Source organism: Proteus columbae (genome assembly GCF_009914335.1).
Taxonomy (GTDB): Bacteria; Pseudomonadota; Gammaproteobacteria; order Enterobacterales; family Enterobacteriaceae; genus Proteus.
This window is the reverse complement of the sequence record NZ_CP043925.1, coordinates 1,121,650-1,143,057: the sequence shown is the minus strand read 5'-3', so window position 1 is coordinate 1,143,057 and position 21,408 is coordinate 1,121,650. Positions and strand designations below refer to the sequence as shown.

The 21,408-nt window shown below is 39.5% G+C and carries 19 protein-coding genes; 2 read left to right on the top strand and 17 right to left on the bottom strand.

The features are described from left to right. Positions 1-8: 8 nt before the first annotated feature. From tolQ to F1325_RS05265, 4 genes are all read right to left on the bottom strand, one after another. Complete coding sequence (gene tolQ, locus F1325_RS05280; RefSeq protein WP_109373957.1) at positions 9-695, bottom strand: Tol-Pal system protein TolQ; 687 nt, start codon at positions 693-695, stop codon at positions 9-11. Continuing rightward, positions 695-1,090: a tol-pal system-associated acyl-CoA thioesterase gene (gene ybgC / locus F1325_RS05275; protein ID WP_160230075.1), complete on the bottom strand. Its 396-nt coding sequence runs from the start codon at positions 1,088-1,090 to the stop codon at positions 695-697. Before ybgC ends, tolQ begins: the two co-directional genes overlap by 1 nt. A gap of 309 nt (positions 1,091-1,399) precedes the next feature. Next, positions 1,400-1,807 carry a DUF4440 domain-containing protein gene (locus tag F1325_RS05270; protein ID WP_109373955.1) on the bottom strand — a complete coding sequence of 136 codons (408 nt, stop codon included), beginning with the start codon at positions 1,805-1,807 and terminating at the stop codon, positions 1,400-1,402. Continuing rightward, positions 1,797-3,167 carry an MFS transporter gene (locus F1325_RS05265; RefSeq protein WP_109373954.1) on the bottom strand — a complete coding sequence of 457 codons (1,371 nt, stop codon included), beginning with the start codon at positions 3,165-3,167 and terminating at the stop codon, positions 1,797-1,799. Before F1325_RS05265 ends, F1325_RS05270 begins: the two co-directional genes overlap by 11 nt. A gap of 89 nt (positions 3,168-3,256) precedes the next feature. On the opposite strand from F1325_RS05265, the gene F1325_RS05260 reads away from it, so the two are divergent. Then, on the top strand, positions 3,257-4,144 hold the full coding sequence (locus tag F1325_RS05260; protein WP_109373953.1) for a LysR family transcriptional regulator: 888 nt from the start codon (positions 3,257-3,259) through the stop codon (positions 4,142-4,144). 91 nt (positions 4,145-4,235) lie between these two features. On the opposite strand, the gene ybgE is transcribed toward F1325_RS05260, so the two are convergent. From ybgE to sdhC, 12 genes are all read right to left on the bottom strand, one after another. Further along, positions 4,236-4,520 carry a cyd operon protein YbgE gene (ybgE, locus tag F1325_RS05255; protein ID WP_075672722.1) on the bottom strand — a complete coding sequence of 95 codons (285 nt, stop codon included), beginning with the start codon at positions 4,518-4,520 and terminating at the stop codon, positions 4,236-4,238. Beyond that, a complete protein-coding gene (gene cydX / locus F1325_RS05250; RefSeq protein WP_004244425.1) occupies positions 4,520-4,633 on the bottom strand; it encodes a cytochrome bd-I oxidase subunit CydX in 114 nt (37 codons plus the stop codon). The genes ybgE and cydX overlap by 1 nt, the downstream gene beginning before the upstream one ends. A gap of 12 nt (positions 4,634-4,645) precedes the next feature. Then, the gene (gene cydB / locus F1325_RS05245; protein WP_109373952.1) at positions 4,646-5,803 is read right to left on the bottom strand and encodes a cytochrome d ubiquinol oxidase subunit II; all 1,158 of its coding nucleotides are present in this window, start codon (positions 5,801-5,803) and stop codon (positions 4,646-4,648) included. 14 nt (positions 5,804-5,817) lie between these two features. Then, the gene (gene cydA / locus F1325_RS05240) at positions 5,818-7,386 is read right to left on the bottom strand and encodes a cytochrome ubiquinol oxidase subunit I (protein ID WP_109373951.1); all 1,569 of its coding nucleotides are present in this window, start codon (positions 7,384-7,386) and stop codon (positions 5,818-5,820) included. Between the two features lie 1,486 nt (positions 7,387-8,872). Beyond that, the gene (gene sucD / locus F1325_RS05235) at positions 8,873-9,742 is read right to left on the bottom strand and encodes a succinate--CoA ligase subunit alpha (RefSeq protein ID WP_006537657.1); all 870 of its coding nucleotides are present in this window, start codon (positions 9,740-9,742) and stop codon (positions 8,873-8,875) included. Beyond that, a complete protein-coding gene (sucC, locus tag F1325_RS05230) occupies positions 9,742-10,908 on the bottom strand; it encodes an ADP-forming succinate--CoA ligase subunit beta (protein WP_075671649.1) in 1,167 nt (388 codons plus the stop codon). Before sucC ends, sucD begins: the two co-directional genes overlap by 1 nt. Before the next feature lie 161 nt (positions 10,909-11,069). After that, positions 11,070-12,275 carry a 2-oxoglutarate dehydrogenase complex dihydrolipoyllysine-residue succinyltransferase gene (odhB, locus tag F1325_RS05225; protein WP_023581185.1) on the bottom strand — a complete coding sequence of 402 codons (1,206 nt, stop codon included), beginning with the start codon at positions 12,273-12,275 and terminating at the stop codon, positions 11,070-11,072. A gap of 13 nt (positions 12,276-12,288) precedes the next feature. Further along, complete coding sequence (sucA, locus tag F1325_RS05220) at positions 12,289-15,093, bottom strand: 2-oxoglutarate dehydrogenase E1 component (protein WP_109373950.1); 2,805 nt, start codon at positions 15,091-15,093, stop codon at positions 12,289-12,291. A 245-nt stretch (positions 15,094-15,338) separates the two neighbouring features. Next, entirely contained in the window at positions 15,339-16,055 is a 717-nt protein-coding gene (locus F1325_RS05215; RefSeq protein WP_006537662.1) for a succinate dehydrogenase iron-sulfur subunit, read from the bottom strand. Positions 16,056-16,089: 34 nt separating this feature from the next. After that, a complete protein-coding gene (gene sdhA / locus F1325_RS05210; protein ID WP_023581183.1) occupies positions 16,090-17,856 on the bottom strand; it encodes a succinate dehydrogenase flavoprotein subunit in 1,767 nt (588 codons plus the stop codon). After that, a complete protein-coding gene (gene sdhD, locus F1325_RS05205; RefSeq protein ID WP_006537664.1) occupies positions 17,856-18,200 on the bottom strand; it encodes a succinate dehydrogenase membrane anchor subunit in 345 nt (114 codons plus the stop codon). The genes sdhA and sdhD overlap by 1 nt, the downstream gene beginning before the upstream one ends. After that, positions 18,194-18,574 carry a succinate dehydrogenase cytochrome b556 subunit gene (gene sdhC / locus F1325_RS05200; RefSeq protein WP_129586864.1) on the bottom strand — a complete coding sequence of 127 codons (381 nt, stop codon included), beginning with the start codon at positions 18,572-18,574 and terminating at the stop codon, positions 18,194-18,196. The genes sdhD and sdhC overlap by 7 nt, the downstream gene beginning before the upstream one ends. Positions 18,575-19,197: 623 nt before the next feature. Between sdhC and F1325_RS05195 the strand changes: the two genes are divergently transcribed. Beyond that, on the top strand, positions 19,198-20,481 hold the full coding sequence (locus tag F1325_RS05195) for a citrate synthase (protein WP_109373949.1): 1,284 nt from the start codon (positions 19,198-19,200) through the stop codon (positions 20,479-20,481). Positions 20,482-20,561: 80 nt separating this feature from the next. Here the strand turns inward: F1325_RS05195 and F1325_RS05190 are convergent, their stop codons facing one another. After that, positions 20,562-21,323: an AraC family transcriptional regulator gene (locus F1325_RS05190; protein ID WP_109373948.1), complete on the bottom strand. Its 762-nt coding sequence runs from the start codon at positions 21,321-21,323 to the stop codon at positions 20,562-20,564. Positions 21,324-21,408 lie beyond the last annotated feature (85 nt).

Sequence of the window (21,408 nt, the reverse complement as noted above, 5' to 3'; positions counted from 1 at the left end):
TGCGTTAACTATTTCTTTTCTGCGGAGGTAAAAGCTTGGCGATGTAAAATCGTCAGGAACTCTTCCATAAAGTTATCGTAACTTTGTTCCAGTTTATTTACACGCTGCGTAAACCGGTTATAAGCCATAACTGCGGGGATTGCCGCAAATAAACCGATAGCTGTTGCAATCAGAGCTTCAGCAATGCCGGGTGCGACCATTTGTAATGTTGCTTGTTTAACACTACCTAATGCAATAAATGCGTGCATAATCCCCCAGACTGTACCGAACAGACCAATATATGGGCTGATAGAACCGACAGTACCAAGGAAAGGAATATTATTCTCTAAAGATTCTAATTCACGATTGAAAGAAACACGCATAGCCCTTGATGCACCATTAACAACCGCATCAGGAGCATGAACGCTTGCTTGATGCAAACGGGCAAATTCTTTAAAGCCAGAATGAAAAATTTGCTCTGAGCCAGATAATTCATCACGACGAGCTTGGCTATCTTTATATAAACGAGCCAAATCAGTACCTGACCAGAATTTATCTTCAAAATCTGCAGCTTCACGATCGGCGGCATTCAGAACTTTAGTTCGCTGAATAATAATCGCCCAAGATGCAATAGAAAATCCGATTAAAAGCAACATGATCAACTTGACTAAAAGCCCTGCTTTTAGGAAGAGATCGATAACATTCATGTCAGCCACTACTTAAACTCCGCGATAATGGACTTAGGAAGCGCTACTGGCTTCATTTTTGATGAATCTACGCAGACAACGAGCACTTCTGCGCTACACAATACACAACCATCTTCATTAATAATCTTTTGAGAAAATGTCATCGAAACACCACGCAATGCGGTAATTTCACTTTCTACTTGCAAAAGATTATCAAGTCGAGCTGGCGCAATATATTCTATTGATAATTTACGTACAACAAATACAACATGATTATACTCCCGTAAATCATGCTGATGAAAACCTTTTTCTCTGAGTAGTTCAGTTCTAGCGCGTTCAAAATATTTCAGATAACTGGCGTGATAAACAACACCGCCGGCATCAGTATCTTCATAATAAACACGAACAGGCCAAAGAAACTGCATAGTACCTTCCTTACATTTCCCGAGTTAAGTCCATAAATAATGTAGCTATAGGTTACCTAACTATACTTAAGCGGTCGCTCTAAGGGAATCGTAGTAACGTAAAGAATAGAAAACGCAGTTTTCAGGCGCCAATCATAAACTCTTCTTTGCAACACGCAATATGCTTTGTGCTCTGAATAGAAAAAATATTTTTATTAAGACAGCATAAAAATGCTTGCTAATTAGAAATTCATAGATTGTCTAATTTAGTAGTATTATTTTTAATGACAGAAAAAACCAGTTAAAAAACTGGTTTTCCATATAAATCAATTAATTATTTGAGATTGGGGTTTCATGAAGATAGTGCCATTGCCAACTCCCATCATGAGAATTGCGTCTTAATAACACCACAGACTCGCGCATAAGAATTTTCTTATTTTCACTATGTGTTTCTTGATATCTGACAAGCGCCAAACAATCTGACTGGTAAATTATTTTATAATTATCTGTTTTTATTTTCAGACTACTTCTTTTTCCTGCATTTTGTCTGAACATCGCAATAACGTCATCATAACTCACCGCTTTTCCGCTGATCCCAACCATTGAAAACTCTTGAGATAAAAGATTTTCTATTTTTGTAATAGCAGCAACTGGTAGTGGATATTGCGTAAAAACAGTTTCAATCTCATCATGCAAAGATTTAATGCTTTCTATAATTAAATCACTATTAGAATTCATCTTGTATTTCCTGTGTAATAACTTTTTTCTTTAGTGTAAGTAATAAAGTAAGAGGTAATATGCCTATCAATGCGCATATTAAAAAAGTCATGCTATAAGCTGTTTGTGGTAAACAAAAAAGAGAAAAAATATTAAATAACATAGCAACCATAGTTGCCCCAACACTAAAAACAACTTGTCGGTTAATATTCCAAATAACACTTGCTTGAACTAATTTTTTTGCACTAAAGTCATACAATGCTGTGGTTTGTGCCGTGTTTGCGCCAATTCCCCCACCCACTCCGATAATTAGATATGCAATAATAAGTAATGGAATATCTGTATTACTATTTACAAAGGTTAATAAGGAAATACCAATACTGTGTAATAGCAATGCAATAATAAATAAGCGTTTCATACCTAATTTATTATAAAGCGCACCACTTATTATCATTGAAATAAAGGCACCCAGTGCATACAACAACATAAAAATACCCGTGCCTTGACCTGTAAATTTTAAATATTGTTGTAAATAAAAAATAGCGAGGATATTCACTCCAGTAAAAACACCTGGAATACAGTAATAAATAAAAATAGAGAGTGATAAATTTCTATTTTTTAATAATGCTAGATTAATAACCGGCGATGAATGGCGTCGATAATGGTAATAATAAAGTACAGCAAAAATTGTTGAAAGTACGGCAATCACTAAAGCAAGTAATATTGAGTGATATTCACCATATGCAGATAACGCAAACAATCCAGATACAATAATCAAACTAATAAGAATGATACCTTTAATATCAGGTATAGCGTTTTCTTTAGGTAAAGGCTCTTTTACCCAGATAAAAGCTAAAAACGCGGTTATCAATGAAAATGGAATATTGCTATAAAAAACCCAACGCCACGAAACAACATCAACAATAAATCCACCCAATGTCGGTGATATTGCAGGTGCAATCAAGGCTATTGCCATAATAAGTGTTGAAATTTTACTTCTCTCATGCCCTTGAAAATATTGAAAAGTTAATGCTTGCCCTATTGGGATTAACAGTCCACCACTCACGCCTTGAATAAAGCGCCAAAAAATAAGTTCGATGAAAGAGTGAGAATATCCCACTAATGCGACCGATAAACTAAACATCAACATTGACGTTACCATCAATGCTTTAATTCCAAAACGTTGAGATAACCAGTGACTCAATGGAATAATTAATGTTAATCCCAGAATATAACTATTTGAAACCCATGTAACAGAAACAATAGAGATCTGCATATCATCGGCAATTGCAGGTAATGCAATTGCTGACATAAAAATGTTAATGCAATCTATAAAGAAGCCCAGCAGAAATATAGATGCAATTCGATAGCGGTAAGTCATAAAAATCCTCCGCGCATAGAGTACGGAAGATTGACGAATTTCGTCTATCTGACAAAATAGAATTTATTGTTTAATCAGAGTAAACAATCATGCAAAATCAAATTGATCGAATTCGCTCTTTTATTGCTGTTGTTGATACGGGATCATTTACTCAAGCGGCAAAATACTTGCGTTTAAGTAAATCGATGGTGAGTATTCATATCAAAGCGTTAGAAACAGAATTAGATGTGTCATTACTCAATCGTAATACGCGGCGATTTTCACTAACTGAAACCGGTGAAATGCTTTATCAAGATTTTCGCCAAGTGTTAAATCAGTTAGAACAAACTTTAGATAAGGCGCGATTAGGACAACAAGAATTACAGGGATCGTTGAGATTAAGCTCAACGGCTGAATTTGGTGAACACTATATTTTGCCATTACTTAATCAATTTATGCAGTTGCACCCAAAGCTAAAAGTACAATATGCGTTTAATTCTTCTATTGAGGATTTAATAAACCATAAACTTGATCTTGCCATTCGTCTTGGCACATTAAAAGACAGTAATTATCGCTCTACAAAACTGGCGGATTATGAGATAAGTTTAGTTATCTCACCTTATTTGTTGCAAAAGTTCTCAATAAAAACCATTAATGACTTAAACACTATTCCTTATTTAGCAAATAGTAATTTGCGCCAAAGTAAGCTTTCAGCCTCTTCAGAATTCAATACCCTTCTCTCTCAATTAGCTCAAGATGCCTGCTTCGAAACAAATACTATTGCTGCATTAAAGAAAATGGTACTAGCGCATTCAGGAATGGCTATTTTACCACATTGGTATGTTCATCAAGAATTATTGAAAAATCAATTAGTAGTGCTATTTCCTGAATTATCGCTATTAACACAATCCGTTAATATTATTTTTCCTTATAGCGAATACATCCCAAGAAAAACACGTTTATTTATTGATTACTTAAAAGAGAATATTCAATTATAGAAACACGGGGACGAAAGAATTTAGCGCGGTTTTATAGAAAATAAAATACCTTATTTCTTTTTCATATTATGAGCAGAAATAAGGTATTTTTTTAGAAGAAAAAGTAACTTAACCCAACAACTAAAATAATAATTGCAGGGATTGGATGTAATAAACATTTTGCAACAACATGTTTAGGACGAAATGCTAGACCAAAAGTTGCACCAGCACACACAGACCAAATAAGAAGAATACCTTGCCAAATTGCAAGTGAACTTGTGTTCGCTGCAAATCGGCTAGGATCCCACATGACACAAAATGCCATGACCAACGCCATGATTAAAACAAGAGCCCTAATAGGGCCCTTGTCTAGTAGTTGGTAGCTTTTATCCAACATTATTCTTCACTTTCTGAAGTTTTTTTAGCTTCAGCATGCTCATAAGCCAGTCCTGCGATAACCGCAATACTACAAGCGAAGAGTGTGCCGAGAAGCCATGCAAAATACCACATACTCTATGCTCCTTAGTAAAGACTATGATTATTGCCTTCGATAAATTTCTTATCGAGGCGACCGTGCATTTTCCAGTAACACCAAATGGTGTAAAGGAGAACGATAGGTACAAAGATAATCGCAACAACTGTCATTACCTGAAGAGTAAACAGGCTAGAAGTTGCATCCCACATTGTTAAGCTCACATCTGGGAAAGTGCTTGAAGGCATCACAAATGGGAACATAGTCACACCACAAGTCAGGATAACACAAGCAATAGTCAGTGAAGTGAACAGGAATGCCCAACCACCTTTGTTTGCTTTAGTTGCAACAATCGCCAGTAATGGAGATAACAGACCTAATGCAGGCAGCGCCCATAATACTGGATAGTTGTTGTAGTTAGTCATCCAAGCACCCGCTTCGTGAGAAACGGTTTTCAGCAGTGGAGATGATGGACCTGCTGTATCAATAGCACTTGTAATAATAAAGCCATCGATACCATAGATTAACCACACACCTGCTAATGCGAATGCGATAAACGTAATTAATGAGGTAATATACGTTGTTTTACGAGTACGCTCATGTAACTCACCAGTAGTACGCATTTGAAGATAGCTTGCACCATGTGCAACAATCATCATTAAGCTAACCACACCCGCTAATAAACCGTATGGGTTTAATAGGCTTAACAGGTTAATCAGGGCGTTAGTCGTACCGTTATAAGATACACGTTGCATACTATCGACTTCTAATGGAACACCTTGTAACAGGTTACCAAAAGCGACACCGATAACTAATGGTGGAACGAAGCTACCAATAAAGATACCCCAATCCCACATGCCACGCCATTTTGGAGATTCCAGTTTAGAGCGGTAGTCAAAACCGACTGGACGGAAGAATAATGCCGCCAGTACGAAGATCATACCGAAATAGAAACCAGAGAATGCCGCAGCATAAACCATTGGCCATGCAGCGAATAATGCACCACCCGCTGTAATTAACCATACTTGGTTACCATCCCAGTGAGGAGCAACAGAGTTAATTAAAATACGGCGTTCAGTGTCATCTTTAGCGATCACGCGTAGTAACACACCCACACCCATATCAAAACCATCAGTGACTGCAAAGCCAATCAGTAAGATACCAATCAGTAGCCACCAAACAAATCGCAATACTTCATAATCAAACATAGTGGACTCCTGTGTTACTTACTTTGTGCAGAAGATGCGTTCTTCTGTTCAAAGTGATAGCGACCCGTCTTCAGGCTACTCGGCCCAAGGCGACCAAATTTGAACATCAGGAACATTTCAGCAACTAGGAATAATGTGTACAGACCACAGATAAGACCCATAGATACAAGGATATCAGCCTGTGTCAGTGAAGAAGTTGCTACAGCCGTAGGAAGGATTTCACCAATTGCCCACGGTTGACGTCCATATTCTGCAACAAACCAACCTGCTTCAACTGCAATCCATGGTAATGGAATACTTAACAGAGCAGCACGCAGTAACCATTTATAGTTACCAATACGGTTAGACAGAACTGTCCAGAAGGAAATCGCAACAACCAGTAACATCAGGAAGCCTGCGGCAACCATGATACGGAATGACCAAAACAGTGGTGCGACATTAGGAATAGTGTCTTTTGCAGCAGATTTGATTTGCTCTTCTGTTGCATCAACAACTTTATCAGTATAACGCTTCAGTAATAAACCGTAGCCTAAGTCTTGTTTAGCGTCATTAAAGGCAGCACGAATAGCAGGATCAGTATTACCTGAACGCAATTCACTTAATAATTCGTAAGCTTTCATACCATTACGAATACGAACTTCGTGTTGACTCATCAGATCGTTAAGACCTAATACTGGTGTATCGAAAGAACGCGTTGCAATAATACCCATCACATAAGGGATTTGTAATGCAAACGAGTTTTCCATTTTTTCTTGATTAGGGAATGCAATCAGATTAAATGCAGCTGGAGCGGCTTCTGTATGCCATTCACCTTCAATTGCAGCCAGTTTGGTTTTCTGTACGTCACCCATTTCGTAACCAGATTCATCACCCAGTACGATAACAGATAATACAGCTGCGATACCAAAAGTAGCAGCAACTGCGAAAGAACGTTTTGCAAAACCGATATCACGACCTTTGAGCAAGTAGTAAGAGCTGATACCCAGAACAAAGAATGCACCAGTACAGTAACCAGCAGCAACGGTGTGAACAAATTTAACTTGAGCGACAGGGTTTAAAACCAGATCAGCAAAACTCAACATTTCCATTCGCATGGTTTCAAAGTTGAAGTCTGCAGCGACAGGGTTTTGCATCCAACCATTCGCAACAAGGATCCACAGTGCAGAGAAGTTAGAACCGAAAGCAACTAACCAAGTTACCATCAAGTGCTGCTTCTTACCTAAGCGATCCCAGCCAAAGAAGAACAATCCGACGAAAGTTGATTCTAAGAAGAACGCCATTAAACCTTCGATTGCTAAAGGCGCACCGAAGATATCACCGACGTAATGAGAGAAATATGACCAGTTAGTACCAAATTGGAACTCCATGGTCAACCCAGTTGCAACACCCAGAGCAAAGTTAATACCGAATAACTTACCCCAGAACTTTGTCATATCTTTGTAAACTTGTTTACCCGACAGAACATATATCGTTTCCATGATTGCCAGCATAAACGCCATACCCAGCGTTAATGGGACAAACAGGAAGTGATACATTGCTGTTAAGGCAAACTGTAACCGTGACAGTTCGACAATATCAAACATCTTGACTCCTTGCTCCTAGCAGGAAGACACCGACTTGCGGCAACCCGACTTTATTAAATTATAAAGCCTCATAACTACCAGCAATAAATGCCTCTAAAAACAACAACGAATATTAAAGACCAAAAACACAATACCTTACAAATAGTACGCTTATATTTACATAATATAAATATATTTTGCGTGACCCAGATTTGAATTCTGAGCTTAGGTCAACAATACTACTTTTAGGTTTGTAATAGCATATTTGATCGTGTGCCAATTTAAGCATATTCAGAAATTTTTGCCACAATTAATAACTTGACCAACATCAAAAAAACACTTTAATGTTAACTAGTTGCGAATAAATTACCCAATAGTTACCATTGTGTTAATGCAATGTTGTTTTTATTTTTAAGTGTAATTTACCTCCTTATATTTTCCATAATAAAATTAACTTTTTATTTTCATAAAAGACTTAAAAATAAACACTTTTAATTGTGTTTTATTAATTTTAATATCGATTTCATTTTTTTGCAGGTAAATAATAAATATTTTAAAAAAATAATCTATTAATTAATAAGTTGAAATTTACAAAAATGTAAATATAAAAAAACACTCTCAATTATTTTATCTAATAGAGATATATAAAAAGTCTAATCTTGATTATCTATTCCTAATGTTATTTCTTCTTTAGTTTCTTTTTTATTCTAGATAAACAAAGTGCAATAAATTTGTATTTAATTGATAAAGCACGAATCCGTTATTATCAATAAAAATAAATATCAATAAAAATCAATTAGATAGATAATAAAAATAAGTTGTTTATTGAACGGAATGAGCAAAAACACAAAAACTCTTTTACTATATTCTCTTATCTAAATAGGGTGCTTTTTGAGATCCTCACGAACGTCTTATTATCAATTCTTATAACGGTAAGGAGATCATAATTCATCTTTAATCGTCATTTTGATGTTTTATCATAATAAAAAGGTATTTTTTCCTATCAAAGAACTTACCTTCCCCTCTTCCCCACGCATTCATTAACATGTTTAAAAGTCTATTTTCTTAGCAAAAATCAGTCTTACAGCGTGATCCTTGTATAAAATTAAAGCTAATTATTACGATATTTATAGAAGCACTTATATTGAAAACAACATGAAACAAGTGTTCATTTTTTCTAACGACACTCTTTTTCACTCAAAACACGTATTTAAAATATTATTTTTAACAATTCAGGAGATTTATTTATGGTTTATATCATTATTTTTAGGCTCTACAAGAAAGTAAATAAATAGAAAAATGATGTTTTGAATACAGATCAATTTAAGAAAAAGACAATATAAAACAATTTATTAGCGTAAATTTAGGTAGGATATTGATGCGTTAATTACAATATCAGCTATTGATATGACTATTAAATGAAACTAGAAATAAAAAATGCCAGCTTCTTTTTAGAAAACTGGCATTTAAAATAGTATCAATCTGAAATTATTAACAGAATTGTTACTTACTTGATCAGTGATTTAATTGCTTCGCCGATATCAGCTAAGCTGCGGACTGTTTTAACACCAGCCGCTTCAAGGGCTGCAAATTTCTCATCCGCAGTACCTTTACCACCAGCAATAATGGCACCCGCATGTCCCATACGTTTACCTTTAGGCGCTGTTACACCAGCGATATAGCCAACAACCGGCTTAGTGACGTGATCTTTGATATAAGCAGCAGCTTCTTCTTCTGCGGTGCCCCCAATTTCACCGATCATCACAATCGCTTCAGTTTGTGGATCTTCTTGGAATAGCTTCAGAATATCAATAAAGTTAGAACCCGGAATTGGGTCACCACCAATACCAACACAGGTTGATTGGCCTAAGCCAACGTCCGTTGTTTGCTTAACCGCTTCATAAGTTAATGTACCTGAGCGAGATACAATACCTACTTTGCCTGGTAAGTGGATGTGTCCTGGCATAATACCAATCTTACATTCACCTGGCGTGATAACACCCGGGCAGTTAGGGCCAATCATACGTACGCCAGCTTCATCTAATTTAACTTTAACAGTCAGCATATCCAGCGTAGGAATACCTTCAGTAATAGTAATAATTAGTTTGATGCCTGCATCAATCGCTTCTAGGATTGAATCTTTACAAAATGGTGCAGGTACATAAATAACTGTCGCAGTTGCACCTGTTGCTTCAACAGCTTCACGTACTGTATTAAATACAGGTAAACCTAAGTGCGTAGTACCGCCTTTACCCGGTGTTACACCACCGACCATTTGCGTACCATAAGCAATGGCTTGCTCAGAGTGGAATGTTCCTTGGCTACCCGTGAAGCCTTGGCAAATTACTTTGGTATTCTTATCGATTAAAATAGACATTATTTTGCCTCCGCTGCTGCAACAACTTGTTTCGCGGCATCAGTTAAGCTTTTAGCAGCGATAATATTTAATCCACTATCTGCTAATTTCTTAGTGCCTAACTCTGCATTGTTTCCTTCAAGACGAACAACCACAGGAACATTAACGCCAACTTCTTCAACTGCGCCAATAATACCGTCTGCGATTAAGTCACAACGAACAATACCGCCGAAAATGTTGACTAATACAGCACTGACATTTTCATCTGACAAAATAATCTTAAATGCTTCAGTTACGCGCTCTTTTGTTGCACCACCACCTACATCGAGGAAGTTTGCAGGCTCGCCACCGTGAAGTTTAACGATATCCATTGTACCCATCGCTAAACCTGCACCATTGACCATACAGCCAATGTTGCCATCTAATGCAACGTAGTTCAGTTCCCATTGTGCAGCTTGTGCTTCACGAGGATCTTCTTGTGAAGGATCGTGCATTTCACGCATTTCTGGTTGACGATACAACGCGTTGCTATCTACGCCTAATTTACCATCAAGACAAATCAAATCGTCTTCTTTAGTAATAACCAGTGGGTTAATTTCGATTAAAGCAAGGTCGCGCTCTAAGAAAATAGAGGCTAATCCCATAAAGATTTTAGCAAATTGACTAACTTGCTTGCCTTTTAAACCCAGTTTAAATGCTAATTCTCTTCCCTGATAAGGCATAGGGCCTGTCAGTGGATCAATAATGGCGCGATGAATAAGTTCTGGCGTTTCTTCTGCCACTTTCTCAATTTCAACGCCGCCTTCTGTTGAGGCCATAAAGACAACGCGACGGGTACCACGGTCAACAACCGCACCAAGATAAAGCTCTTTAGCAATATCAGTTGCGGCTTCAACTAAAATCTGTGTAACAGGCTGACCATTAGCGTCTGTTTGATAAGTGACTAAACGTTTGCCTAACCATTGTTCAGCAAATGCGCGGATCTCTTCTTTAGATTTAACGACTTTTACGCCGCCCGCTTTACCACGTCCACCCGCGTGAACCTGACATTTCACGACCCAAGGGCCCTGACCGATTTTTGATGCAGCTTCTTCTGCCTCGCGCGGCGTGGAGCAGGCGAAACCAGCAGGTGCTGGTAATCCATACCGTGTGAAAAGCTGTTTTGCCTGATACTCGTGTAAATTCATGATGTTCTATCCATAATCTTGTTGAAAGTCGGGCTTTCTTATTTTTTTGACTATAAGCCAGAGAAATCTGGCTTCACGAACACACTGTACTTCTTTGATGCTTGTGTCTGTTGCTAAGTAGGCAGGAGGAGCATCTCCTGCCTAAAAGCGATATTTATTACCTATACATCCAGTAATAAACGAGCTGGATCTTCTAGCATCTCTTTAACGGTTACTAAGAAACCGACAGACTCACGACCATCAATTAAACGGTGGTCATAAGACAGAGCCAGATACATCATTGGTAGAATAACAACCTGACCATCTACTGCCATTGGACGATCTTTAATTGCATGCATCCCTAAAATGGCACTTTGTGGTGGGTTGATAATTGGAGTTGACATTAATGAACCGAAAACACCGCCATTTGTGATAGTGAAGTTACCACCTGTTAAGTCTTCAACAGTTAACTTACCGTCACGACCTTTTACAGCTAACGCTTTGATGTTTTTCTCAATATCCGCCATGCTCATTGCATCCGCATCACGTAATACTGGTGTTACCAGACCACGCGGTGTTGATACTGCAATACTGATATCGAAATAGTTGTGATAAACCACATCAGTACCATCGATAGATGCATTGACTTCTGGATAGCGTTTCAGCGCTTCAACAACCGCTTTAATATAGAAAGACATAAAGCCTAAACGTACACCGTGGCGTTTTTCGAATGCTTCACCATACTGGGCACGCAAATCTTTGATTGGTTGCATGTTGATTTCGTTAAACGTTGTCAACATTGCAGTGGTATTTTTCGCTTCTAACAAGCGCTCTGCTACTCGTTTACGTAAACGTGTCATTGGTACACGTTTTTCGCTACGGTGAGATAACAGTGCTTGAGGAACTTCTGCTACCGGTTGTGCCGTTGATTTATTCGCAACATGGCCTTCGATATCTTGGCGAGTTAAACGTCCACCCACACCACTACCTTTCACATCAGCAGGGTTAATATCGTGTTCAGCCACTAAGCGGCGCGCTGTTGGACTTAATGCATCATTATTGCCTTTTTCAGCAATATCAGCACTTTGACGCTGTGCTGGAGTGCTATCTTGAGCAGGTTTCACATCAGCTGGAATGCCAGTGCTATCACCTAAACGAATACGGCCTAGTAATTGGCGTGAACCAACAGTAGCGCCTTCTTCTTCAAGAATACTTTCTAAAACACCTGCTTCACTTGCAGGGACTTCTAAAACAACTTTATCTGTTTCGATTTCAACCAGCACTTCATCGCGTTGAATGCTATCACCAGGTTTTTTATGCCAAGTTGCGACCGATGCGTCAGCAACTGATTCAGGGAGATCCGGTACTAGAATATCTACACTACTCATTTTCTATCCTTATTTATTCAACTTTCAGTGCGTCTTCAACCAGAGCTTTTTGTTGCTCCTGATGAACAGAAGTATAACCAACTGCTGGAGAGGCTGATGCAGGACGTCCTGCATAACGTAATGTTGCGCCTGTAGGAATAGCATCACGGAAGTTATGCTGACTACAGTACCAAGCACCTTGATTCAGAGGCTCTTCTTGACACCAAATAAACTCTTTTACATGAGCATAAGGTGCGAGAATTTGCGCAATATCTTCGTGAGGGAATGGATACAGTTGTTCAATACGAATAATGGCAACGTTGTTTTGCTCATTAGCACGACGCTGTTCTAATAAATCGTAGTAAACCTTACCGGAACACATCACAACACGTTTCACATCAGCAGGTTTTAAATCATCAATTTCACCAATGACAGGTAAGAATTTACCATTTGCTAATTCATCCAATGCAGAAACCGCTAATGGATGACGTAACAGTGATTTTGGTGACATTACGATAAGTGGGCGACGCATACCACGTAACGCTTGACGGCGTAACATATGGTAAACCTGAGCCGGAGTTGATGGCACACAAACCTGCATATTTTGTTCTGCACACAGTTGCAGATAACGTTCTAAACGTGCAGAGGAGTGCTCAGGGCCTTGACCTTCATAACCATGTGGTAACAGCATGACTAAACCACACATACGACCCCATTTTTGCTCACCAGAGCTAATAAATTGGTCGATAACCACTTGAGCAACGTTTGCGAAGTCACCAAATTGTGCTTCCCAAATCGTTAAACCACGAGGTTCCGTTGTGGCATAGCCATATTCAAATGCAAGTACTGCTTCTTCTGTTAATACAGAGTCCCAGACATTAAATTGTCCTTGAGCATTATGAACATTGGCTAATGGTACATAAACAGAGCCATTTGTTTGATTATGAATAACGGCATGACGATGGAAGAATGTACCACGTCCCGCATCTTCACCAGAAAGACGAATGGTGATACCTTGGTCAACTAAAGTCGCATACGCTAATGTTTCTGCTGCACCCCAGTCGAGTAGTTTCTCACCTTCTGCCATAACAGCACGGTCAGCATAAATTTTCTCAACTCGAGACTGCATCACGATTTCTGAAGGAACGGTACTCACACGGCGCGCTAAATCTTGTAAACGCGTTTTCTCTACTTTATGTGGATACTCTTCATTCCATTCGTGATTTAAATACGGTTCCCATGTGTAAGAATGCAGACCCATTGGGCGGTATTCTTCAACAACACAATCACCACGATCAAGTGCATCGCGATAGAGATTAACCAGCTCAGTAACATCATTGGCATCAAGCAATGATTGTGCAACCAGTTTATCCGCATAAATTTTACGTGGAGTTGGGTGTTTTTTGATTTTTTGATACATCAGAGGCTGAGTCGCATTTGGCTCATCCGCTTCGTTGTGACCATGACGACGGTAACAAACGAGATCAATCATCACATCGCGTTTAAAGGTATTACGGAAATCCAATGCTAAGCGAGTTACAAAAGCGACTGCTTCAGGATCATCTGCATTAACGTGGAAAATTGGTGCCTGAACCATTTTCACAATATCAGTACAGTATTGTGTTGAACGGGCATCTTTTGGATTTGAAGTCGTAAAACCAACTTGGTTATTGATAACAATACGAACTGTACCGCCTACTTCATAGCCACGTGCTTGAGACATGTTCAGGGTTTCTTGCACAACACCTTGACCAGTCACAGCAGCATCACCATGAATAGTGATAGGAAGAACCATATTACTACGCGCTTCATCTAAACGATCACGACGAGCACGAACAGAACCGATAACAACAGGGCTAACAATCTCTAGGTGAGACGGGTTAAAAGCTAATGCAAGGTGAACTTGCGCTCCTTCAGTCGCAAAATCAGATGAGAAACCTTGGTGATATTTGACGTCACCCGTTCCCAAATGCTCTTTATGAATACCCGCAAATTCATCAAATAAATCAGCTGGTTTTTTACCTAGGATATTAACCAGAACGTTTAAACGTCCACGGTGCGCCATACCAAGAACCACTTCACGAGTGTCTTGTTTGCCTGCATGGCGAATTAAATCTTTTAACATCGGAACTAATGCATCACCACCTTCTAAAGAGAAGCGTTTTGCACCCGGGAATTTCGCACCTAAATAGCGCTCTAAACCTTCAGCTGCTGTTAGCTCTGTCAGGAAGCGTAACTTTTCTTCTTTAGTGAATTGGTCTGCAACATTCACTGATTCTAAACGTTGTTGTAACCAGCGTTTTTCTTCAGTATTAGTGATATGCATATATTCAGCACCGATTGAACCACAGTAAATGCGTTTCAGTGCTTCATATAAATCACCTAATTTCATCGTTTCTTTGCCGATAGCAAAAGAACCGACGTTGAAAGTTTCTTCAAAATCTTCTTTAGTTAGATTATGGAAAGCAGGATCTAAATCTGGAACAGATTCTTGTTTCCATAAACCAAGTGGGTCGAGATTAGCGTTTTGATGACCACGAAAACGGAAGGCATTAATGAGCTGCAAAACTTTAACTTGTTTTGAGTCCATTGCCGGATCGCTTACCGAGGTATGATATCGAGTGGATTCTTTTGCGAGGCGTCTGAAGTAGTCGCGGGTTTGAGAATGCGACTGTTCTATGCCTTGACTTGCGGGCAGTTGTTGAAAAATCTCTCTCCAACTTTCGTCAACAGAGTTTGGGTCAGTTAGGTAATCTTCATAGATATCTTCTATGTAAGACTGATTCTCTCCTGCTAGAAAAGTTGATTCTAGCCAGTCCTTCATTGCGCCGTTCTGCATTATGATCCCTTAAGCTATACAGCTTTAGTTCGCCGTGGATAACTAATACCGTGATTAAACGGTGTCGATTGCAAGGTTCTCTTATGACCCGCTATCTCGCAGGTTCTTTAAATATGGAGCTTTAGCTCTCAAGGAACCTTTAAGCACTGTCTTACAGTGTTTAAAGGTGCCTTACTATTTTTACCGCAAACGTCTAATTTAGTTTTTCCATTAACCGCCCTAACTATTTTAGGGCGGTTATTATTTTATGCACTACGTTTTAACAACATTGACTTAATATGACCAATCGCTTTTGTTGGATTAAGTCCTTTAGGACATACGCTGACACAGTTCATGATGCCATGACAACGGAACACGCTGAACGCATCGTTAAGATCATCAAGACGAGATTCAGTTTCTGTATCACGACTATCAATCAAGAAACGATAAGCCGCTAACAATCCAGCAGGCCCGATAAACTTATCTGGATTCCACCAGAATGACGGGCAAGAGGTTGAACAACAAGCACAAAGGATACAATCATAAAGTCCATCAAGCTTTTCACGCTGTTCTGGTGACTGTAAGTTCTCACGAGCAGGAGGATTCTTGCCATTATTAATTAAATACGGACGAATTTTCTCATACTGTGTATAGAACTGAGTCATATCCACTATTAAATCACGAATTACTGGTAAACCGGGTAACGGTCTGATCACAATTTTCTTACTTCCTTTCTGTAAAGATGAAATAGGTGTGATACAAGCCAAACCATTTTTACCATTCATGTTCACGCCATCAGAGCCGCAAACACCTTCACGACAAGAGCGACGGAACGATAAGGTAGGATCTTTTTCCTTTAATTGAATTAATGCATCCAACAACATCATGTCACGCCCTTCAGGAACTTCGAGGGTGTAATCTTGCATATGCGGCGCATTATCAACGTCGGGATTGTAACGATAAATCGAAAATTCAAGTTTCATATTTAAGTCTCCGCAACTTCAATAACACCGCTAATTAATATGTACGCACTTTTGGTGGGAAGGCTTCACGCAGTTTTGGCTGCATATTGACTTCACGTCGTGTCATTGTTTCGGTTTGCGGTTGATATAATGTATGGCATAACCAGTTCGCATCATCACGTTCTGGGAAATCGAAACGGCTATGAGCTCCACGGCTTTCTGTACGGAAGTTTGCAGATACCGCAGTGGCATAAGCAGTTTCCATCAGGTTATCTAATTCTAAGCATTCAATACGCTGTGTATTAAATTCACTTGAATTATCATCCAGTCGTGCATTTTGTAAGCGCTCACGAATAACTTTCAGTTCTTCTAAGCCTTTTGCCATTGCATCGCCTTCACGGAATACCGAGAAGTTATGTTGCATACAAGATTGCAACGCTTTACGGATTTCAACTGGATCTTCACCAGAGCGGTTGTTTTCCCAGCGATTTAAGCGAGTTAATGCGGCTTCAACATCAGAATCGCTCGCATCACGCATTGTACCTTGTTCCATCAGTGACTCTTTTAAGTGAACTCCTGCTGAACGACCAAATACAACGAGGTCTAACAGTGAGTTACCACCTAAGCGGTTTGCACCATGAACAGATACACAAGCAATTTCACCTACTGCGAACAATCCAGGAATAACGACATCTTCGCCCTTCTCGTTCACACGAATAGCTTGACCCGTTACTTTTGTTGGAATACCCCCCATCATATAGTGACAAGTAGGTATAACAGGAATTGGTTCTTTAACTGGGTCAACGTGTGCGAAAGTACGAGAAAGATCAAGAATACCTGGTAAACGAGATTCAAGAACTTCTTTACCCAGATGATCGAGTTTTAATTTCGCATGAGGCCCCCAAGGACCATCACAACCACGACCTTCACGAATTTCGATCATAATAGAACGCGCAACCACATCGCGGCCGGCAAGGTCTTTGGCGTTCGGTGCGTAACGTTCCATAAAGCGTTCACCGTCTTTATTTAACAGATATCCGCCTTCACCACGACAACCTTCAGTCACTAATACGCCCGCACCCGCAATACCCGTTGGGTGGAATTGCCACATTTCCATATCTTGCAGAGGTACACCTGCGCGAACTGCCATACCCACACCATCACCTGTGTTGATATGCGCATTTGTAGTTGACTGGTAAATACGACCTGCACCGCCAGTAGCTAAAATCGTAGCGTTTGCTTTGAAATAAACGACTTCACCCGTTTCGATGCAAATTGCAGTACAACCAACGATATCGCCATCTTGGTTTTTCACTAAATCCAGTGAATACCACTCTGAAAAGATGGTTGTGTGATTCTTTAAATTTTGCTGATAAAGGGTATGCAACAATGCATGCCCAGTACGGTCAGCGGCAGCAGCTGTACGTGCAGCTTGTTCACCACCAAAGTTTTTTGACTGACCACCAAATGGACGCTGATAAATACGACCATCATCTAGGCGAGAAAATGGGAGTCCCATATGTTCTAGCTCTAAAATTGCTTCAGGGCCGGTTTTACACATATATTCGATAGCGTCTTGGTCACCAATATAGTCGGAACCTTTTACCGTATCGTACATGTGCCATTCCCAGTTATCCTCATGGGTATTACCCAATGCAACTGTAATACCACCTTGAGCAGAAACAGTATGAGAACGAGTAGGAAAAACTTTAGAAATCAGTGCACAAGACAGACCCATTTGAGAAATCTGTAAAGCGGCACGCATACCAGCACCACCTGCACCAATAACAACGGCATCAAACTCTCTTACTGGCAGATTCATTACACACCCCACACCACAATTGTTCCATAAATAAGATAAACCAACAGCGCCACAACAATAATCAGTTGTAAAGTCAGGCGTAATGCCAGCGGTTTAATATAGTCCGTTAACACTTGCCACATTCCGATCCATGCGTGAATAAGAATAGAAAGCAAGGTCAAGATGGTGAACACTTTGGTTAAGGATGAGCTAAAGAACCCACGCCATACCTCATAGGTTATTTCTGTTGTAGCAATAAATCCCACAAGATAAAGAACATATAAAACGATAATAATGGCTGAGGCACGAAGGAATAACCAATCCTGTATGCCAGTACGGCCTAAAGTAGAAGAATTACTTACCATACTAATACCCCCGCCAATATTGATAAAATAACGGTAATAACCATTGATGCAGCCGCGGAGTTGCGACCCACAATCAAGGTTTCATCAATAAAGCCGAAGTCCATTAACATATGACGAATACCACCACAAATGTGATATGCCAATGCCGTTAGGATGCCCCACAAAATAAATTTCGCGAAGAAGCCAGTCATAATTTCAGCAGCTTGCTGAAAACCTTCAGGAGAGGAGAGAGAGGTGCCAAGTAACCACAGTAAGATGCCAACTGCGACTAACATGATAACCCCAGAGACACGATGTAAGATCGATGCGATAGCAGGGAGTGGAAACTGTATCGTCTGTAAATCCAGATTGACAGGTCTTTGTTTTTTCACAATTTATGCCCACACAGCTTTTATAATTTTTCCTTCCTCCGGACCTGGATGGAAATCAAACAGCGAATGGGGTACAAAGGCACATTTTAAGTAAAATGTTAAATCCGTCTATTTTACAAAAAGTGTGGATTCGTTACGCTGGTTCTCCATACAACAACGGTTCCGGAGACCTGCGCGCAGTATAAGTGCTTCACAAACTTATTACAATTACCACACAACTTGTGTGCCCGACATTTGCCTCGAACAGTGAGAGGGATCACTATTTAATACATCCGATGCAAAAATGATTATCATTTTTGACACATGCACAACATTTTTATTACATTTACTGCATTATTTTAATGTTTATGTTTTTTTTGTGCGCAAACACGCTTCCAGAAACCTCAAACTTATGTAAAAGTGATAGCAGTACTAATTCTAAGTGCATTGCATAAAAAAGCACCTAAAAAAACATAACATCAAAAGCTCCTTAACATAAGTGACACACTATAGACCTAGACATTACGGGCACTAAATAAAACTCGGCTGGGTACCTTACATCAACTATAGTTTCACTATTGAAGTACATCTTTATGAAGATGCCCTCGATATTGTTAGGAGACATATAAGCGCTAAGGAGATTATAAATGGCTGATAACAAAGCTAAGCTAACGATTGCTGAAACATCTGTAGACTTGGACGTTCTATCCCCTACACTCGGTTCCAAAGTTATTGATATTCGTACTCTCGGCTCCAAAGGTTATTACACCTATGATCCCGGCTTTACCTCAACCGCCTCTTGTGAGTCAAAAATCACTTTTATTGATGGTGATAACGGTATCTTACTTCACCGTGGTTTCCCTATCGGGCAATTAGCGACTGAATCAACATACTTGGAAGTCTGTTATATCCTGCTGTACGGTGAAGCACCGACACAGGAGCAATACGATAATTTTAAAACCACAGTAACTCGTCACACCATGATCCATGAACAAATTACCCGACTGTTCAATGGGTTCCGTCGTGACTCACACCCAATGGCCGTACTGTGTGGTGTTACAGGGGCTTTAGCTGCGTTCTATCACGATGCATTGGATGTCAGTAATCCAGTTCACCGTGATATCACGGCTTATCGCCTACTATCAAAAATGCCAACAGTGGCAGCGATGTGTTACAAATACTCGATTGGCCAACCTTTTGTTTATCCAAAAAATGACCTCTCCTATGCAGGTAACTTCTTGCATATGATGTTTGCAACACCATGCGAAGAGTATGTTGTTAATCCAGTACTTGAACGTGCAATGGATAGAATTTTCATCCTTCACGCAGATCACGAGCAAAATGCATCAACCTCGACTGTACGTACTGCGGGCTCTTCTGGTGCAAACCCATTTGCCTGTATCGCAGCAGGGATCGCGTCACTTTGGGGACCAGCTCACGGTGGTGCTAACGAAGCTTGTCTGCGTATGCTGGAAGAGATCAAAACGGTTGAACACATTCCTGAATTTATTAAACGTGCAAAAGATAAAAATGACTCCTTCCGTTTAATGGGCTTTGGTCACCGTGTTTACAAAAACTACGATCCTCGTGCAACAGTAATGCGTGAAACCTGTCATGAAGTGTTAAAAGAATTAAACCTCAATGACAGCTTACTTGAAGTGGCAATGGAATTAGAACGTATTGCCCTAAACGACCCGTATTTTATTGAGAAAAAACTGTATCCTAACGTTGACTTCTACTCTGGTATTATCCTTAAAGCGTTAGGTATCCCATCCAATATGTTTACGGTTATTTTTGCTATTGCACGTACAATTGGTTGGATTGCTCACTGGAATGAAATGCACGAAGATGGTCTGAAAATTGCGCGTCCTCGTCAGCTTTATACTGGTTATGATGAGCGCGATTTCAAAAGTGAAATTAAAAAGAAATAATTGAATTTTATTAATTATTTATCTTGCTAAGCCCCGTTTAAATCGGGGCTTTATGTTTTAAAATTATCAATAAAATCTAATCAGCTTTTTAAATATTCTTGCGGAGTTTGCCCTGTCATTTTTTTAAAAAAGGTAATAAAGGCACTATCACTGGCAAATCCTAATATCTGGCTAATATCAATATAGCGATGATGGGTAGCTAACAACTCAATGGCTTTCATTAACCGCCATTGTTGGCGCCATTGTTGATAGCTCAATCCTGTTTCTTTGTAAAATAAGCGTGTGATCGTTTTTTCACTCGCCCCCACGAACTTTGCCATTTCTTGTAATGCTGGCGGTAAATCATCAAAGGATAAACGACTTAGCCGTCTATCTTTAGGCATAAATAAATGATTGGGTTGTCGCGGTGCCTGAGTGATTTCATCAAAGAAAACTGCCAATAAATTAGCATAGCGCCCTTCTTCCCATTGAGTATCAAAATCAGCAATGGAAATTCGCTCTAATATTTCTCGTAAAAGAGGTGAAATTGTTAATATTTCACTCTCAATTGGAAAATTATCATGAAATTCTTCACTAATATAAACTGAACGATATCCAACAGAGGCATACATTTCGACTCGATGCTCAACTCTTGGGGGGATCCACGCAATCCTCATGGGAGGTAATACAGAAACGCGGGAAGCCAAAGTAATTCGCATACATCCTGACTGCGTAAATAATAACTGCCCTCTATCATGAGAATGAAATCCTGAGTCGTGCTTTCCCATTTCTGCTGCAATACCAACGACTGATGCAAGATGCTCTTCTGGCACAAAGTGGTCGTATTGATTAAGCCAAGCCATCAATTGTCCTATTTGAAATATAATATGTCTTTATATATATAACAAGACATTCATTATCTCTGTATTCTGTTCATCAAGATTTAAG

Bases quoted from the DNA above. Each gene is read 5' to 3' on its own strand.
- sucC (WP_075671649.1), bottom strand. From the start codon at position 10,908: ATGAATTTACACGAGTATCAGGCAAAACAGCTTTTCACACGGTATGGA.
- F1325_RS05190 (WP_109373948.1), bottom strand. From the start codon at position 21,323: ATGGCTTGGCTTAATCAATACGACCACTTTGTGCCAGAAGAGCATCTT.
- F1325_RS05265 (WP_109373954.1), bottom strand. From the start codon at position 3,167: ATGACTTACCGCTATCGAATTGCATCTATATTTCTGCTGGGCTTCTTT.
- cydX (WP_004244425.1), bottom strand. From the start codon at position 4,633: ATGTGGTATTTTGCATGGCTTCTCGGCACACTCTTCGCTTGTAGTATT.
- sucA (WP_109373950.1), bottom strand. From the start codon at position 15,093: ATGCAGAACGGCGCAATGAAGGACTGGCTAGAATCAACTTTTCTAGCA.
- sdhD (WP_006537664.1), bottom strand. From the start codon at position 18,200: ATGGTAAGTAATTCTTCTACTTTAGGCCGTACTGGCATACAGGATTGG.
- sdhA (WP_023581183.1), bottom strand. From the start codon at position 17,856: ATGAATCTGCCAGTAAGAGAGTTTGATGCCGTTGTTATTGGTGCAGGT.
- ybgC (WP_160230075.1), bottom strand. From the start codon at position 1,090: ATGCAGTTTCTTTGGCCTGTTCGTGTTTATTATGAAGATACTGATGCC.
- F1325_RS05195 (WP_109373949.1), top strand. From the start codon at position 19,198: ATGGCTGATAACAAAGCTAAGCTAACGATTGCTGAAACATCTGTAGAC.
- odhB (WP_023581185.1), bottom strand. From the start codon at position 12,275: ATGAGTAGTGTAGATATTCTAGTACCGGATCTCCCTGAATCAGTTGCT.
- F1325_RS05215 (WP_006537662.1), bottom strand. From the start codon at position 16,055: ATGAAACTTGAATTTTCGATTTATCGTTACAATCCCGACGTTGATAAT.
- sucD (WP_006537657.1), bottom strand. From the start codon at position 9,742: ATGTCTATTTTAATCGATAAGAATACCAAAGTAATTTGCCAAGGCTTC.
- F1325_RS05270 (WP_109373955.1), bottom strand. From the start codon at position 1,807: ATGAATTCTAATAGTGATTTAATTATAGAAAGCATTAAATCTTTGCAT.
- ybgE (WP_075672722.1), bottom strand. From the start codon at position 4,520: ATGTTGGATAAAAGCTACCAACTACTAGACAAGGGCCCTATTAGGGCT.
- cydB (WP_109373952.1), bottom strand. From the start codon at position 5,803: ATGTTTGATTATGAAGTATTGCGATTTGTTTGGTGGCTACTGATTGGT.
- F1325_RS05260 (WP_109373953.1), top strand. From the start codon at position 3,257: ATGCAAAATCAAATTGATCGAATTCGCTCTTTTATTGCTGTTGTTGAT.
- cydA (WP_109373951.1), bottom strand. From the start codon at position 7,386: ATGTTTGATATTGTCGAACTGTCACGGTTACAGTTTGCCTTAACAGCA.